Below are 15,523 nucleotides of genomic sequence, written 5' to 3' on the forward strand. Positions count from 1 at the left end.
TAGGTAGCTGGGTGTGGGGTTTACCGGTGGGCCGCGTCGCGCGGCGTCAGCGCAGGAGCCGGCCGATGGCGTCGGTGGCTTCCTTGACCTTGGCGTCGATGGCCTCCGACCGCAGCTCAGGATCGGGTTCGGCGGCGGCCCCGACGACGCAGTGGCCGATGTGCTCCTCGACCAGGCCCAGGCTGACGGCGTGCAGGGCCTTGGTGACGGCGGCGACCTGGGTGAGGATGTCGATGCAGTACTTGTCCTCATCGACCATCCGGGCAATGCCGCGGACCTGGCCCTCGATGCGCTTGAGCCGCTTGAGGTAGGAGTCCTTATTGGCGGAATACCCGTGCTGGCCGGAGCCGGCGTGGGGGCCCTCGTGCTGGGCGGTCTCTGCGCCGGCGTCTGCGGGAATCAGGTCCCCGGGGGCGGCGACTGAAGAATCGGATGCGCTCATGGCCACTAAGATATACCCCTGGTGGGTATGGCGCAAGTACCCCCAGGGGGTATCTGATGCCGGTACCGTCGGAGAGCGGGCGTTAAAAGCTCCGGAGTGCGTTATTGGGGGATACGCACTCCGGAGCAGTCATTGGGGTAGGAGTTCTTCCGCCTACAACCACGACTCTACGGGGACCGGGGCCGCTTCGCCAGCACCTGGGATAACTACTTTCACTTTAGTTTCCCGCGCCCCCGGCCAGCCGGGCCGCTGCCGGCGCCCCCGGGGGAATTTCTCCAAGCGAGGGTGAAAAGACCATTGCGGGCCTCCCCCCGTGGTGGTTCGATGGGGGCCATGGCATCCGAGGAAAACTTTGTCCTGGCAATCGGCACGAAAAAAGGGCTGTGGCTGGCCACCAGCCCCGACCGCCGGTCCTGGTCCCTGTCCGGACCGCATTTCCTGATGAGTGAGATCCCCAGCATCGGCATCGACACCCGGGACGGCAAAACCCGGATCCTGGTCGGCGTCCGCTCCGAGCACTGGGGACCCACCGTCTTCCACTCCGACGACCTGGGGGCGAGCTGGACCGAGCCCGAACAGGGCGCCATCCGCTTCCCGGAGGACACCGGCGCCGCCCTGGAGCGGGTCTGGCAGATCTACCCCGACGCCGACTCGCGGCCCGGCGTCGTCTGGGCCGGCTGCGAGCCGATCTCGGTGTGGAAGTCCACCGACGGCGGGGAGCACTTCGAACTCAACCGCGGTCTCTGGGACCACCCGCACCGCAGCGAGTGGGGCTCCGGCTACGGCGGCGCGGCGGCCCACTCGATCGTCGTCCACCCGGACGGGGAGCGGGTGCACGTGGCCATGAGCACCGGCGGCGTCTACCGCTCCAAGGACGGCGGCCAGTCCTGGGATGCCCGGAACAAGGGCATCTCCGCCTACTTCAATCCCGATCCCTACCCCGAGTTCGGCCAGTGCGTGCACAAGATTGCCGCCGATTCCGCCGTCGACGGCCGGCTCTACGCGCAAAACCACCATGGCGTCTACCGCACGGACGACGACGCCGAGACCTGGGAATCCATCGCGGAGGGCCTGCCCGCGGACTTCGGCTTCGTCATGCTCACGCACCCGCACCGCGCCGGGACGGCCTGGGTGATCCCGCTGAAGGCCGACGGCGAGCGGATCCCCCCGGAGGGGAAGCTGGCGGTGCACCGGACGGACGACGCCGGGGCCACCTGGAAGCGTCTGGACGAGGGCCTGCCCGGCTCCGAATTCAACGCGGTGCTCCGCGATGCGGCCTGCGTGGACACCGCCGAGCCGGCCGGGGTGTATTTCGGCACCCGCGGCGGCAGCGTCTACGCCAGTGCCGACGAGGGTGAGCACTTCACCGAGGTGGCCTCGCACCTGCCCGACGTGCTGTGCGTGCGCGCGGCGCAGGTGGTCGGCGCCCCGGTCCCGGCATGACGGGTCACCGTGGCTGAGATCAGCGTGCTGCTGCCGAGCGTCCTGGCGCCCCTGGCCGGCGGCCGTTCCGGCCTCGAGGTGGCCGCCGACGGCCCGCTCCCGGTGGGCCGGCTGCTGGATGAGCTGGCCGGCGACTACCCGGCGCTCGGCCGTCGCCTCCGGGACGAGACCGGCAGTCTCCGCCGCTTCGTGAACGTGTACGTTTCCGGCGTCGAAATCCGCCGCCTGCAGGGCCTCGGGACCGAGGTCTCGCCGGGCCAGGAGGTGCTCATCATCCAGTCCGTCGCCGGCGGCTGAGCTCCGCGGCATTCTGACCTCAAAATCGTTGACAATTTCGTCGGCGATCCGTACCGTCGGTTCCGGGCGGTCCCTGCCGGTCGCGCCCCACCCCGCAATGGTGCGACAGGAAGGGACGCCGGTGGCCGCAACCTTGAGCCTGACGGACGTGAGCCTCCACTTCGGCGGCGTCAAGGTGCTGCAGGAGGTCAGCTTCGATGTTGAACCCGGGGTCATCCTCGGGCTGGTCGGCCCCAACGGCGCCGGCAAGACGTCCCTCTTCAACTGCATCAGCGGACACTACAAGCCCAGCGCGGGCACCATCACCATCGACGGCGCCGAGGTCCAGGGCTCGGCCCCGTCCCGGCTCGCCGGACTGGGCCTCGCCCGGACCTTCCAACACCCGGCCCTGCTGCTGAACGCCACCGTCCTGGAGAACGTCCTGCTCGGCGGACACCTCCGCCTCCCCGGCGGCCCCGCCTCCTGGGCGCTCCGGCTGCCGCGGACCGCCCGGGCCGAACGCTCCATCCGCGCCGAGGCCCGCGGGCTGCTCGAGCGCGCCGGACTCGGCTGGGCGGCCGATGTCCCGGCCAACGAACTCTCCCACGGCTTGCACAAGGGGATCGAGCTCTGGCGGGCGCTGCTCTCCGGACCCTCGCTGCTGCTGCTGGACGAACCGGCCGCCGGCCTCTCGCACGCCGAGGTGGAGGAGCTGATTGCCACCGTCCGGCGGATCAGGGCCGAACAGGACATCACGATCATCGTCGTCGAGCACCACATGGGCCTCATCTCGGCGCTCACGGACCAGGTGGTGGTGCTGGACCACGGCCGGAAGCTCATGGCCGGGACCGCGGCGGAGGCGCAGGCCGACCCGCGGGTGATCGAGGCCTACCTGGGGAAGGACGCCGCGGATGACGCTGCTTGAGCTGGTGGACGTGACCGCCTCCTACGGGCCGGTCCAGGTGATCGACGGCGTCTCGCTCAGCGTGCCCGAGGGCGGCGCCGTCGGGATCCTCGGCGCCAACGGGGCGGGCAAGACCACTACCCTGCGGGCCATCAGCGGCACCGTCCGGGCCGGCGGGACCATCCGGTTCGCGGGCCGTGACATCCGCGGGCTGCGGCCGGACCAGGTCGCGGCGCTGGGCATCGCGCATGTGCCGGAGGGCCGGGGGACGCTGGGGCAGCTGAGCGTGCGGGAAAACCTGATGGTGGGCGCGTACCTGCGGAAGGGGCGCCAGGCGATCGCCGCCGACGTCGACTACTGCCTGGACCTGTTCCCGCAACTGCGTGACCGGATCGGCTCCAGGGCGGCCGCCCTCTCCGGCGGCGAACAGCAGATGCTCGCCGTGGGCCGGGCGTTCATGGCCCGGCCGCGGCTGCTGCTGCTGGACGAGGCCTCGCTGGGACTCGCGCCGGGCACCGCCAAGACCGTCTACGAGGCGATCCGCAGGCTCCGGCTGGAGTCCGGGATCGCCATGGTGGTGGTGGAACAAAACGCCAACCTCGCCTTCTCCCTGGTGGACACGGCAACCGTGCTGGAAACGGGCCGCACCGCCCTGACCGGCACCACCGCCGAGCTCAAGGGGATGGACGAGATCCGACGAGCGTACCTGGGGGGCTGAGACCGGTGGGAACCTTCATCCAGCTGGTGGTCGACGGGCTGTCGACCGGATCCATCTACGCTGCGCTGGCCCTGGCGATCGTGCTGGTCAACCAGGCCACCGGGCTGATCAACTTCGCCCAGGGCGGCCTGGCGGTCCTCTCCGGCTACGTCGCGTACGCCTTCGTGCAGGCGGGCCTGCCGCTGGTGGTGGCCATCATCCTGGCCGTGGCGCTGTCCTTCGTCCTCGGGGCCCTGGCCGAACGCTTCCTGGTCCGCCGGTTCGAGCGCGGCGACCCGGACACCGCCGTCGTCGTCACCATCGGCCTGCTGACCCTGATCACCGGCATCGTCGCCGTGATCTGGAGCTACAACAACCTCGGGTTTCCCTCGCTGTTCCCGCTCACCAGCGTCGACATCCTGGGCGCGGTGGTCAGCGTCCGGTCGCTCGCCACCACGGTGACGATCGTGGTCATCATGGTGGTCCTGCAGCTGCTCTTCCTGCGCACCAAGCTGGGCCTGGCCCTCCGCGCGGTGGCGGACAGCCCGGCGTCGGCCGCCCTCTCCGGGCTGCCGGTGGGCCGGCTGCTGATGGTCGGCTGGGGACTGGCCGCAGCGCTCGGCGCGGTCGCCGGCGTCCTGGTGGCCCCGCAGCTGACCCTGACCCCCGGCATGCTGGACACCGCCCTGGTCTACGCCCTCGCCGCCGTGATCCTGGGCGGGCTGAGCAGTCCGATCGGCTGTGTGGTGGCCGCCTGGGCGATCGGCGTGCTGGAAAACCTCGTGGCGGTGTACATGCCGTTCATCGGCCACGACCTGAAGATCGCGGTCCCGTTCGCGCTGATCTTCGTCATCCTGATCCTGCGGCCGCAGGGCCTCTTTGGCCGGAAGGTCGTGGTGAGAGTCTGATGCGCAACCGCCTGAACGTACAACCCCTGTCCGTGAAACCCCTGTCCACCGGAAACCGCACCGTCCGGATCGTCGTGCTCGTCCTGGTGGCCGTGGTGCTGCTGCTCGCGCCGCTGAACCTGCCGCCCTTCGCCAACCAGACCCTGGTGCGGATCGGCGTCTACGCCGTGGCCGTGCTGGGACTGAACATCGTCATGGGCTACACCGGCCAGGTCAACCTCGGCCAGATCTTCTTCGTGGGCCTCGGTGCCTACGTCACCGCCTACGGGGTCAAGCAGGGCTGGAACATCCTGCTGGTGTTCGTCCTGGCCTGCCTGATCGCCGGCATCGTGGGGCTGCTGGTGGCGCTGGCCGCGGCGCGGCTGGGCGGCCTCGCGATCGCCATGGTGACCATCGCCCTGCCGATCGTGGGCGTGCCGCTGGCCAAGCGCCTGGAGGGATTCACAGGTGGATCGCAGGGCATCTCCGCCCGGTTCACCGACGCCCCGGACTGGTCCGGCCTCTACAACGACCAGTGGCAGTACTACATCATCCTGCTGGTGACCGCCGCCGGGTTCCTGCTGGCCCGGAACCTGGTCCGCGGTAAGTACGGCCGGGCGTTCGGCGTCGTCAAGGAAAACGAGGCCGTCGCCGCGTCGATGGGCGTCTCCCCGTATCGGACCAAGGTTCTGGCCTTCACCGTGGCCTCCATCTTCGGCGGCGCCAGCGGGTTCCTCTACCTCGCCGCCGTGCAGTACACCTCCCCGGAGACCCTGAGCTTCGGGCACTCGATCAGCCTCCTGGCCGCCATGGTGATCGGGGGCGCCGGGAGCATCGCCGGGTCACTGATCGGCGGGGCGTACTACGTCCTGGTCCCGCTGCTGACCAACGCAGTGGACCCCGGGCTTACCACCGTCAGCCAGGGCGCCATCCTGCTGATCGTCCTGTTCCTGCTGCCCGAGGGGCTGGTCAGCCTGCCCCGCGTGCTCCGCCGGATCACCGGCCGGAACCGGGACCGGCCCGGGACCGGTGACCAGCAGCGCACCGTTCCCGCCCCGGCCCCGGGGGCCGCGCCGGAAAACCAGGCAGACGAGCACCCGACAGAGCAGCAGACCATTCAGGACCAGACAGACCAGCAGCAGACAATCCAGCACCAGACAGGGAGGCAAGACCAAGCATGAGAAAGAACACCCGGCCTCGCGGGGTCCTCGGCATCGTGGCGGTGGCGGCGGTCATTGCGCTCTCCGCCTCGGGCTGCACCCGCGGCGGTACCAACCAGGGCGGCGGAAGCAACGCCGCCTCGCCCGGCATCACCGACTCCTCCATTACCCTCGGCATCACCACCCCGCTCAGCGGCGCGATCGCCGGCCAGGGCACCTGCACGGTGGCCGGCGTCACCGCCTACTTCGGTGCGCTCAACGCCGCCGGCGGCGTGAAGTTCGGCGACGGCAAGACCCGAACGGTCAACATCAAGTCCTACGACGACGGCTACGACCCGCAGAAGTCGCTGGCGAACTTCCAGCAGATGGTCTCGGACAATGTCTTCGCCGCCACCGCTGGCCTCGGCACCCCCACCAACCGGGCATTCCGGGAGGCGGCGATCAGCCAGAAGGTCCCGCAGGTGCTGGTGATGACCGGCGACCCGCTGTTCAGCGACCGGAAGCAGAGCCCCTGGCAGCTCGGGTTCGTCCCGATCTACCAGAACGAGGGCGCCGCGTTCGGCAAGCTGATCGCCGGTTCCGGCCAGCCGCACAAGGTGGCCATCCTGTCCCAGAACGACGACTACGGCAAGGGCTACGTCCAGGGCTTCAAGGACGCCATCAAGGGCGCCTCGAACATCTCGGTCGTGGGCGAGCAGACCTATGAGGCCACGGACACGTCCGTGGACGCGCAGCTGACCCAGTTGGCCTCCTCCGGCGCGGACGTGTTCTTCGATGCCATGTCCATCACCCCGCTGGCCATCGCCTCGCTGCAGAAGGCCCAGCAGCTCGGCTGGAAGCCCAGCTGGTTCCTGCCCTCGAACACCTCCAGCCCTGCCGCGATCCTGGGCCCGGGCGGTGCCGCCGCGTACCCGGGCATCTACTCGGTGTCCTTCGCCAAGGCCCCGCAGAGCCCGGCGTTCGCCAAGGATCCCGACGTCGTGAAGTTCCTCGCCGACCTCAAGCAGTACGCGAAGTACCCGGACATGCCGGCCTTCCCGCACTGCATGTGGAGCTACATGGTGGGGGCGACGCTGGAGCAGGCGTTCAAGACCATGACCGAGCCCACGCGGGACAGCTTCATGACCGCGCTGCGCAACGTCAAGGGCCTGCAGGCGCCGCTGATGCTCTCCGGCACCTCGGTGGATACGACGACGGACGGCCAGCCCGCGGTGTCCTCGGTGCTGGTGCAGAAGTATGACGGCAAGGGCTACGCGACGGTGCAGAACTTCGGCTAGGCGCGGGCGGTGCCTACAGGGCGGTGCCTACCGGGCCGGGATTCCCGGCCCGGGCCAGGCGCCGCCGGCGGCCTCCAGTTCGTCGACCAGCCGGAGCCCGCGCCGGGCCCACTCGATCTCGGTGCGGGCCCGGTCCACCAGGCCCTCGTAGGTGAAGCGCTTGAAGGCCACGGTGCGTTCCCGGTCGCCGGGGTCGGTGACGGCGAGGCGGCGGACCAGCATCGGGTTGGCCACCTCGGCGATCCGCTGCAGCTCACCCTCCCACTGGGCGAGTTCGGCCTCCCACTGGGCCTGGTGCCGGCGGAAGAAGGCGCGGGCGTCGCCGGGGGAGGCGGCCTCGAGGTAGGCGGCGCGCAGGTGGGCGGGGTCGCGGACCCGGGCGTATTCCAGCGGGGTCTGCATCCAGGCCAGGAACGCCGCCTCGCCGTCGGCGGTCACGTGGTAGAGCCGCCGGGTGGCGCGCTGGCCGCGGGGCTGTTCCTCGCCCTCGATCAGGCCCTCGGCCTCCATCTTGCGCAGCTCGGGGTAGATCTGTGAGTCCGGCGCGTGCCAGACGTGGCCCACGGACGCGGAAAACTGCTTCTGCAGTTCGTACCCGGAAAGCGGGCCGACGCGCAGCAGCGCGAGCAGCGCATAGCGCAGGCTCATACGGTGCTCCTTCCGGGCGTGGCGGGGGTCGAGGGGGCGTGTGCCGCCCCCTCGACCCGAGGCTCCCAGCCTAGGCGGGCTGGTAGTTGGTGCGCCAACCGCCCTGGTACGTTGCGCGCGCCACGGTGGAGTAGGGGACCGGGCTGACCACGGCGCGGACCTCGGTCTGCTCGTGCGGCTCGACGGCGGCCTTTGCGGTGCCGCCGTTCGGCTCGCCCCAGACCACCTTCAGTTCGGTGCCCTCCGGGACGTTCGGGTCGATCGTGGCCAGGGACAGTGCTCGGCGCTCGTTCGCGCTGTAGCCGGTGAACATCGAGTAGCCCACCACGGTGCCGTCGGCGTCGACCACGGAGTCGTAGTTGGCCGAGCCGTAGTTCGCCAGCGGCAGGTCGAAGAACTTGTAGCTGGGGCCCTCCACGTTGAAGAGCGAGGCGTAGATCTTCGTGATGTCCTCCGCGTCCCAGGCCAGCGTGACCTTGCGGCGCTGCGCGGCGGGGTCCATCTTCTCCAGGGCGTCCCTGCCGATGAAGTCGTGGTCGAACTTCACGAAGGAGCCGTAGCCCAGCTCCCACGGGGTCAGGTAGTAGTCCTCGATCCGGTCCGAGACGAAGGAGCCCGCCAGGGTGCCGGTGGCCTCGTAGCCGTCCGCCGGCAGCCACTCGCGGTAGCCGCGCTCGGCCTCGCCGGTGTAGATGGCCGGCAACGGGGAGGGGATCCAGCCGGATTCGAGCGTGTTGGAGGGGTAAGCTCGGGAGCCCACCGGGACCAGCCCGAACTCGGCGCCGGCGGCGACGATCGCGTCGCGGATCCGGTCGTGGTCCTCGTACGGTCCCCACACCTCGAGGCCCGGGGCGCCGGCCATGCCGTGGCGCAGGGTCCGGACGGTGGTTCCGTCGATCGTCATGGTGGACATGTTGAAGAACTTCAGCTGCTCCAGCGGTCCGCCGTTGAGCTTCTCGATCACCTGCCAGGCGTTGGGGCCCTGGATCTGGAAGCGGTAGTACTGCCGGGACACCCCGTGGCCGTAGGGCCGCGACGGCGACCGGCGGTCCACCCGGATGTCCAGGTTGCTGTAGCCGCCGGTTTCGCCGTGATAGAGCAGCCAGTTCGCGGCCGGGGCGCGGCCCACGTAGACGTATTCGTCCTCACCCTCGCGGAACAGGATGCCGTCGCCGATCACGTGGCCGGATTCGGTCGTCGGGACGTACTGCTTGGCCTTGTTGACCGGGAAGACGGCGGTGGAGTTGATGGCGGTGGCGGAGATCAGCTTGATCGCGTCCGAGCCGGACATGAACAGGTTGTCCATGTGGTGGGACTGGTCGTACAGCACGGCCGTCTGGCGCCAGGCGGTCTGTTCCTTGATCCAGTTCTGGAAGTCGGCGGGGACCACCGGATAGATGTAGGAGCCGATCTGCGAGTTGCGGAGCAGGTCGACGGCGCCGCGGGACGCGTCGAGGACTTCCTGCAGATTCTTCGGTGCCACAATGAACCTCTTTTTCTGTCGGGATTTCGGGGTCTGGGGGTAGTTCGAGGGTTTGAGTGGGTCAGAACACGATGGTCTGGTTGCCGTGCCGGATGATCCGGTCCTCGGCGTGCCACTGCACCGCGCGGGAGAGCACGGCCCGTTCGACGTAGGCGCCGCGGGCCTGCAGGTCCGCCGCGGAGTGGGCGTGCGTCACGCGGGCGACATCCTGTTCGATGATCGGGCCCTCGTCCAGGTCCTTGGTGACGTAGTGCGAGGTCGCGCCGATCAGCTTCACGCCACGCTCCTTGGCCTTGCGGTACGGCGCGGCGCCGACGAAGGCGGGCAGGAAGGAGTGGTGGATGTTGATCAGCGGGACGCCGGCCCGGTCCAGGAATTCCGGGGAGAGGATCTGCATGTAGCGGGCCAGCACCACGAAGTCGACGTTCCCGGCCAGCAGCTTCAGGATCTCGTCTTCGGCCGCGGACTTGTCCGGCCCGGCGGAGGGAACGTGGAAGAACGGCACCCCGAAGGAGCGGACATCCTCGGCGGTGTTGGTGTGGTTGGAGATCACCATCGGGATGGAGACGGGCAGCTCGCCGCGGCGGTGCCGCCAGAGCAGCTCCAGCAGGCAGTGGTCCGAGGTGGAGACCAGGATGGCCATCCGCTTGGGCACGGACCGGTCCGTCAGGGTCCACTGCAGGCCGAGCGGTCCCAGGGTCTTCGCCAGGTCCGCCTCGATTTCCGGCAGGGCGGCGGCCAGGTCGGGGCGGTTGAACACCACCCGCTGGAAGAAGTCGCCGGAACTGGGATCGGAGGAGTACTGGTCCAGGGAGACGATGTTTCCCCGGCTGCGGGTCACCAGGGCGGCCACGGCGGCGACGATGCCGGGCTGGTCGGGGCCGTGGACAATCAGGCAGGCCTGGTCCCGGAGCGACTCCGTGTGGGGTGCCATCAGGGGCGCCCGGCGGTGAACTGCCGGACCCAGTCGGCCGTGGCCAGCAGGCCGCCGAAGGTGTAGAAGTGCAGGCCCACGCGGCCGACGGCGGGATCCTGCGGCCCCGAGGTGCGCTCGGCGAGCTCGGCGGCCAGGTCGTTGACGAACCGGTCCGGCCCCGCGTCGCCCATCAGGTTGGTCAGGGAGAAGCCGTACTTCTTGACGATCATGGCGTTCGCGCCGACGCCGAACCGGCGGGCGAAGCCGAGGAGCCGCTTGATGCCGGCCGGTCCGGGGGTTCCCACCCGGATCTCGGCGTTGACGCCGCCGGCGCGCAGGGCGGTGATCCAGTCGGCGACCGGGTCGGTGTCGAAGGCGAACTGGGTGAGGATGACGGCGTCGAGCTCCTGCTCCGCGAGGGCGGCGGTCTTGTCCGCCAGCGCCCGGGCGAGCACGTCCTTGGCGATGTCCGGGTGGCCCTCGGGGTAGCCGCCGATCCCCACCTGGCGCACCCCGTACTGCTGCAGCACGCCGCTCCGGATCACGGCGAGGGAGTCCTCGAAGGGCCCCTCGGGGGTGGCCGGGTCGCCGCCGACGGCGAAGATGTGCTCGCTGGCGCCGACGTCCTGGAGCCGGGCCAGGAATTCCTCAAGCTGTTCCAGGGAGCGGAGCCGGCGGGCGGAGATGTGCGGGACGGGAACGAACCCGAGCTCCCGGACGGCCTTCGCCGCGGCCACCCGCATCTCCAGGTCCTCGTTGCCGAGGAAGGTGACGTTGATGCGGGTGCCCGGCGGGATGTGGTCCTTCGCCTCGTGCAGGGCCGGCACGTCCTTGCCGGTCATCTCAAGCGAGAAATCGCGGATCAGTTCCAGGGAAGCCGCCCGGTTGACCACGGGCGTGATTCGATTCGCCATCAGGAAGTCCTTTCCGTGGGTGCGACGGTGCACCCACGGCCGACTTTACCTATGTGCATAGGGACTGTCTATAGGTAATTAACTCCCGGCAGCGTCCTCCGGCTGCAGGTGTGCGATGGACCGGGTGTCCTGGAATGCCCGGACTCCCTCGATGCCCTGCTCGCGGCCCATCCCGGACTGTTTCATGCCGCCGAACGGGGCGCGCAGGTCCAGCCGGGTGGCGCCGTGGTCGTTGACCCAGACGTAGCCGCAGACCAGCCGGGCACCCACCCGGTTGGCGGTTGCGGTGTCGGCGGTCCAGACGGAGCCGCAGAGGCCGGCCCAGGTGGCATTGGCGGCTACCACCGCCTCGTCTTCGGTGTCGAAGAGCAGTATCGGGATGACCGGGCCGAACTGCTCCTCGGTCACCACCCGCAGGGACGGATCCGGGTCGATCACCAGCGCCGGGCGGAGGAAGTTCCCGCCGCGCAGCTCCGGGTCCTCCGGCAGGGTGCCGTATTCGCGGACCTCCGCCCCGGCGGCCCTGGCCTCCTCGATCAGCCCGGCAACGAACTCCTTCTGCGCGGGGGAGTGCAGCGGCCCCATGGTGGTGCCCTCGTCCAGGCCGTAGCCGATCACGGCCCGCTCCAGCCGGGCGGCGAGCCCGTCGACCACCTCGTCCAGCCGTGAGCGGTGGACGTAGATGCGCTTGGCGTTCATGCAGATCTGGCCGGTGGTGTCGAAGATGGCGGCGTACAGCCGGTCCAGGTGAGTGTCGTCCAGGACGGCGTCGGCGAGGATGACGGCGGCATCGTTGCCGCCCAGTTCCAGCGTCACCCGGGTCAGCGCCTTGGAGGCCATCTCCATGATCCGCTTGCCGCCGCCGACGCTGCCGGTGAAGCAGACCTTGGCGACGTCCGGGCTGCTGATCAGGGCGGACATCTCCGCGTCCTTGCCGGTGACGACGTTGAGCACGCCCGGCGGCAGCTTCTCTGCGATCCGCTGCACCACCCGGGTGGTGGCCAGCGGCGCCGTGGGCGGCGGCTTCACGATGGCGGTGTTCCCGGCCAGCAGTGCGTGCGGCAGTGAGGCCGCGAGGATGGCGATGGGCCAGTTGAACGGCACGATCACGGTCACCACGCCGAGCGGCTGGTAGGCGACGGTGGTGGAGACGGGGATGCCCGGCGCCGGCGGCAGGACCTTGGTGGCGTCCACCTCCGCCGCGAGGGCCAGGGCCAGGTTCCAGCGGATCTCGAAGACCAGCGAGTCCACCCAGGCCTCCATCCGGATCTTGCCGTTCTCCCGGGAGAGCACGGCGGCGTCCTCGTCGCGGTGTTCGGCGATCCCCTCGAGGGCGGCGCGCATCGCGTCGGCGCGCTGCTCCGCGGTCAGTGCCGCCCAGGCCGGGAAGGCGGCCTTCGCGGCGGCCACGGCGTCGTCGACGTCGGCGGCGGAGGCCGCGGCGGCGTGCCCGACAACGGCGCCCGGCCTGCCGGGGTCGGCGATCTCCAGGGTCTGCCCGGCCTGGCGTTCCCGGCCCCCGATGTAGAGGCCGGTGGTGACCGGGGCGGCGGTGTCGGTGGTACTGGTCATGGCGGCGCACCTCTCTGTGCTGTCTTGCTGTGCTGTCTTGCTGGGGGCTGTTGTTAGGGGGGTGTTGGTCTGGATTGCGTGGGTTCCGGGTGTGGGTCAGGCGTCGGCGGACACGTTCGGGGTGCCGTGGGTGTGGAAGGTTTCGATGGTCTTCATGCCCCAGGCCTGGCCCTTCTTGCGCTCCTCCTGGGTCCATTCCACCACCGGGGAGTCGGGATCCAACAGGAGCCGGGCGCCGGCATTCGCGAATTCGATCCGGTTTCCGCCGGGCTCCCAGACGTAGAGGAAGAAGGTCTGGTTGATGGCGTGCTTGTGCGGGCCGGACTCGATGTGGATGCCGTTCTCCAGGAAGATGTCCGCGGCCTTGAGGATGTCCTCGCGGGTGTCCGGGGCGAACGCGACGTGGTGCAGCCGGTTGCCGTGCTTGAGCCAGTCGTCGGAGTAGACCACGTCGTAGGACTTGTTGTTGAAGTGGAACCACCAGGCCGCGTAGCCGCCGTCGTCGAGCTTGATCCGCTCGCTTTCCCGGCCGCAGAGGGCGTGCGCCACGAACTCGCCGTTGGCCGCCACGTCCTTGGCCAGGTAGTTGATGTGGTCCAGCCGCCGCGCGTTGACGCCGCGGCCGGGGAAGGCCGAGGCCTGGTTCTTCAGGGCCGGCCTGTCGTCGGTAGCGACGTAGCGCTCGGTCTCGTAGTAGAGGGCCATGCTGTGCCCGTCGGGGTCCCGGAACATGTAGGTCGGTCCGGTCCCCACCTCCCCGTCCACCCAGCCGGTCCCCAGGCCCATGGCCTCGATCGCGGCGACCCGGCGTTCCAGCGCGGCCTGGCTGCTGGCCCGGAAGGAGGTGCGGCCCACGCCCGCGTCGGCGGATTCGGTGAGCTTGATTGTGTAGAGCTGGTATTCGTCCCAGGTGCGCAGGTAAACGGACCGGCCGCCGCCGGCGTCCCCTGAAGCCTCGGCGACGACGCGCATGGCCAGCAGGTCGCGGAAGAACCACAGGCTCTTCTCGAAGGTGGGGGTCAGCAGCTCCACATTCCCCAGGTGGGCGACGTCGAACGAGGTGTACTCGGTCACGGGGGCAGTCCTCTCGTAGCGGTGGTGGTCAGGGCCGGGGGCGCGGGAAGACGCGCCCGTCGAAGATCTTGCGGGCGGTGCGCAGCGCAGCCGAGCGGGTCACGGTGACCCCGTCCAGGCCCTCGGCCAGGCCCACCTCGACGTCGAAATGCCCGGTCGGGTGCTCGATCCGGCATGGCTCGCCGGGACCGGGCAGGGCGGCCAGGCTGTGGCCCACGGCCCCCTCCGCCAGGATCCCGACCGCCACGGTCAGCGCGCCGAGCACCCCGATGGAGGTGTGCACCCGCACCGGCAGGAAACTGCGGGTGGTGACTGCGCCGCCGTTCCGGGCCGGGGAGAGCAGCACCATTTTTGGCACCGTCGCCGTACTGACATCACCCATTCCCATCAGCGCGGCGGCGTTCTTTCGCAGTCCGGCCAGCCGGTCCGCCAGCGCGGTGTCCGCCTCGAGCTCCGCGGGGGATTCGTCGCCGGCCAGGCCCAGGTCCGCGGCGCGCAGCAGCACGCTCGGCATCCCGTTGTCCACGCAGGTCACCGCCATGCCGTCCACGGTGTCCAGCACCCGCCCGGTGGGGAACAGCGCCCCGGTGGAGGAACCGGCGGTGCCCTCGAAGTTCAGCCGGACCGGCGCCGCGGTGCCGGGGACGCCGTCGATCGCGAGGCCGCCGTCGTACTCCGGCCGCCCGCCCGGGGTGGGGAAGCCGGCGGTGGCGAAGCTGCCGGTGTTGAGCATCCGGATCCGGACCTCGGTATTCCCTTCGCCGGCGCGCACCAGGCCGCGTTCCACGGCGAAGGGGCCCACGCCCGCCAGCAGGTTGCCGCAGTTCTGCCGGCTGCTGACCACCGCCTCGTCCACGCCCACCTGCAGGAACAGGTAATCCACGTCCGCGTCCCCGTCCGGGGAGGGGGACACCACGGCCACCTTGCTGGTCAGCGGGTGCGCCCCGCCCAGGCCGTCAATCTGCCGGGGGTCGGGACTGCCCATGATCCGCAGCAGCAGGGCGTCCCGCTCCTTCGGGCCGGCGGGCAGGTCGGAGGCCAGGAAGTAGGCGCCCTTCGAGGTGCCGCCGCGCATCAGCAGGCACGGAATGCCCTCGGTCTCAGCCATCCCCGGACTCATATTCCGCAGCGGTTATATACCGGACGCCGAGCCCGTCGAGGAGGCCGCGCAGCTTATTGCGGTCCAGGCTCAGCCCGCCGGTGGAGTAGTCGGCGCGTGAGTCGGCCTCCTTGGCCGCCCGTGCGTCGGCGGCCCGCAGCGCCTCCGCAGCCTCCGCCCGCGGAACGCACAGCACGCCGTCGTCGTCGGCGATGATCACGTCACCCGGGCGCACCACGGTGCCGCCGATGGCGACCGGGACGTTCACCGAACCGGCCGTGGCCTTCACCGTGCCCTGGGCGTTGACGGCCGCGGCCCAGGCCGGGAAGCCCAGGGCCCGCAGCTCGGCCACGTCCCTGACTCCGCCGGTGGTCACCAGCCCGCGGACCCCGCGGTGCCGCAGCGCCGTGGCGAAGAGTTCGCCGAAGGACCCGTCCAGGGAGGGGGAGGTGGTGGTCACCACCAGGATGTCGCCCTCGCGGCACTGTTCGACGGCGGCGTGGATCATCAGGTTGTCGCCGGGCCAGCACAGCACGGTCACGGCCGTGCCCGCGATCCGTTCGCCGTCCTGGATGGGGCGAAGGCCGGGGCCGAGGAGCCCCGTGCGGCCCATGGCCTCGTGCACGGTGGCGACCCCGTGCGCGCCGAGCCGGTCCGCCACGCCGGCGTCGGCCCGTTCGATCCCGGTGACCACGACGGTCCTCATGCCGCCACCCCTCTCATTCCCGCGG

At 70.2% G+C, this 15,523-nt stretch carries 16 protein-coding genes; 7 read left to right on the forward strand and 9 right to left on the reverse strand.

The window, feature by feature from the left end; translation table 11 throughout:
• Nucleotides 1-46: 46 nt before the first annotated feature.
• Entirely contained in the window at nt 47-442 is a 396-nt protein-coding gene (locus tag ABC337_RS08200) for a metal-sensitive transcriptional regulator (protein WP_412884396.1), read from the reverse strand.
• 324 nt (nt 443-766) lie between these two features.
• Between ABC337_RS08200 and ABC337_RS08205 the strand changes: the two genes are divergently transcribed.
• The 7 genes from ABC337_RS08205 (at nt 767) to ABC337_RS08235 (ending at nt 7,086) form a co-directional block, all read left to right on the forward strand.
• Nucleotides 767-1,885: a WD40/YVTN/BNR-like repeat-containing protein gene (locus ABC337_RS08205; RefSeq protein ID WP_412884395.1), complete on the forward strand. Its 1,119-nt coding sequence runs from the start codon at nt 767-769 to the stop codon at nt 1,883-1,885.
• A 9-nt stretch (nt 1,886-1,894) separates the two neighbouring features.
• Nucleotides 1,895-2,182 carry a MoaD/ThiS family protein gene (locus ABC337_RS08210; protein WP_412884394.1) on the forward strand — a complete coding sequence of 96 codons (288 nt, stop codon included), beginning with the start codon at nt 1,895-1,897 and terminating at the stop codon, nt 2,180-2,182.
• A 121-nt stretch (nt 2,183-2,303) separates the two neighbouring features.
• On the forward strand, nt 2,304-3,086 hold the full coding sequence (locus tag ABC337_RS08215) for an ABC transporter ATP-binding protein (RefSeq protein ID WP_412884393.1): 783 nt from the start codon (nt 2,304-2,306) through the stop codon (nt 3,084-3,086).
• Entirely contained in the window at nt 3,073-3,783 is a 711-nt protein-coding gene (locus ABC337_RS08220) for an ABC transporter ATP-binding protein (protein ID WP_412884392.1), read from the forward strand. Before ABC337_RS08215 ends, ABC337_RS08220 begins: the two co-directional genes overlap by 14 nt.
• A 5-nt stretch (nt 3,784-3,788) precedes the next feature.
• Nucleotides 3,789-4,670: a branched-chain amino acid ABC transporter permease gene (locus ABC337_RS08225; protein WP_412884391.1), complete on the forward strand. Its 882-nt coding sequence runs from the start codon at nt 3,789-3,791 to the stop codon at nt 4,668-4,670.
• A 32-nt stretch (nt 4,671-4,702) separates the two neighbouring features.
• Nucleotides 4,703-5,830, forward strand: coding sequence for a branched-chain amino acid ABC transporter permease (locus tag ABC337_RS08230; protein WP_412884390.1), 1,128 nt, complete (start codon nt 4,703-4,705; stop codon nt 5,828-5,830).
• Nucleotides 5,827-7,086 carry an ABC transporter substrate-binding protein gene (locus ABC337_RS08235; protein WP_377970958.1) on the forward strand — a complete coding sequence of 420 codons (1,260 nt, stop codon included), beginning with the start codon at nt 5,827-5,829 and terminating at the stop codon, nt 7,084-7,086. Before ABC337_RS08230 ends, ABC337_RS08235 begins: the two co-directional genes overlap by 4 nt.
• Nucleotides 7,087-7,113: 27 nt before the next feature.
• Here the strand turns inward: ABC337_RS08235 and ABC337_RS08240 are convergent, their stop codons facing one another.
• The 8 genes from ABC337_RS08240 to ABC337_RS08275 all read right to left on the reverse strand — a co-directional run bounded on the left by ABC337_RS08240 (nt 7,114) and on the right by ABC337_RS08275 (nt 15,498).
• A complete protein-coding gene (locus ABC337_RS08240; RefSeq protein WP_412884389.1) occupies nt 7,114-7,734 on the reverse strand; it encodes a PadR family transcriptional regulator in 621 nt (206 codons plus the stop codon).
• Between the two features lie 70 nt (nt 7,735-7,804).
• Nucleotides 7,805-9,217, reverse strand: a complete 1,413-nt coding sequence (gene ligM / locus ABC337_RS08245; protein WP_412884388.1) for a vanillate/3-O-methylgallate O-demethylase — start codon at nt 9,215-9,217, stop codon at nt 7,805-7,807.
• Between the two features lie 61 nt (nt 9,218-9,278).
• Nucleotides 9,279-10,151 (reverse strand): formyltetrahydrofolate deformylase, encoded by an 873-nt coding sequence (purU, locus tag ABC337_RS08250; RefSeq protein WP_412884387.1) that lies wholly within the window; start codon nt 10,149-10,151, stop codon nt 9,279-9,281.
• Nucleotides 10,151-11,047 (reverse strand): methylenetetrahydrofolate reductase, encoded by an 897-nt coding sequence (locus ABC337_RS08255; protein ID WP_412884386.1) that lies wholly within the window; start codon nt 11,045-11,047, stop codon nt 10,151-10,153. The genes purU and ABC337_RS08255 overlap by 1 nt, the downstream gene beginning before the upstream one ends.
• A 78-nt stretch (nt 11,048-11,125) precedes the next feature.
• On the reverse strand, nt 11,126-12,619 hold the full coding sequence (locus ABC337_RS08260; protein ID WP_412884385.1) for an aldehyde dehydrogenase family protein: 1,494 nt from the start codon (nt 12,617-12,619) through the stop codon (nt 11,126-11,128).
• Nucleotides 12,620-12,715: 96 nt separating this feature from the next.
• The gene (locus ABC337_RS08265; protein ID WP_412884384.1) at nt 12,716-13,693 is read right to left on the reverse strand and encodes a VOC family protein; all 978 of its coding nucleotides are present in this window, start codon (nt 13,691-13,693) and stop codon (nt 12,716-12,718) included.
• A gap of 28 nt (nt 13,694-13,721) precedes the next feature.
• Nucleotides 13,722-14,801 carry a 4-oxalomesaconate tautomerase gene (locus ABC337_RS08270; protein WP_412884383.1) on the reverse strand — a complete coding sequence of 360 codons (1,080 nt, stop codon included), beginning with the start codon at nt 14,799-14,801 and terminating at the stop codon, nt 13,722-13,724.
• A complete protein-coding gene (locus ABC337_RS08275) occupies nt 14,794-15,498 on the reverse strand; it encodes a 4-carboxy-4-hydroxy-2-oxoadipate aldolase/oxaloacetate decarboxylase (protein ID WP_412884382.1) in 705 nt (234 codons plus the stop codon). Before ABC337_RS08275 ends, ABC337_RS08270 begins: the two co-directional genes overlap by 8 nt.
• Nucleotides 15,499-15,523 lie beyond the last annotated feature (25 nt).

This window comes from Arthrobacter phoenicis, from assembly GCF_047238215.1.
Classification (GTDB): domain Bacteria; phylum Actinomycetota; class Actinomycetes; order Actinomycetales; family Micrococcaceae; genus Arthrobacter.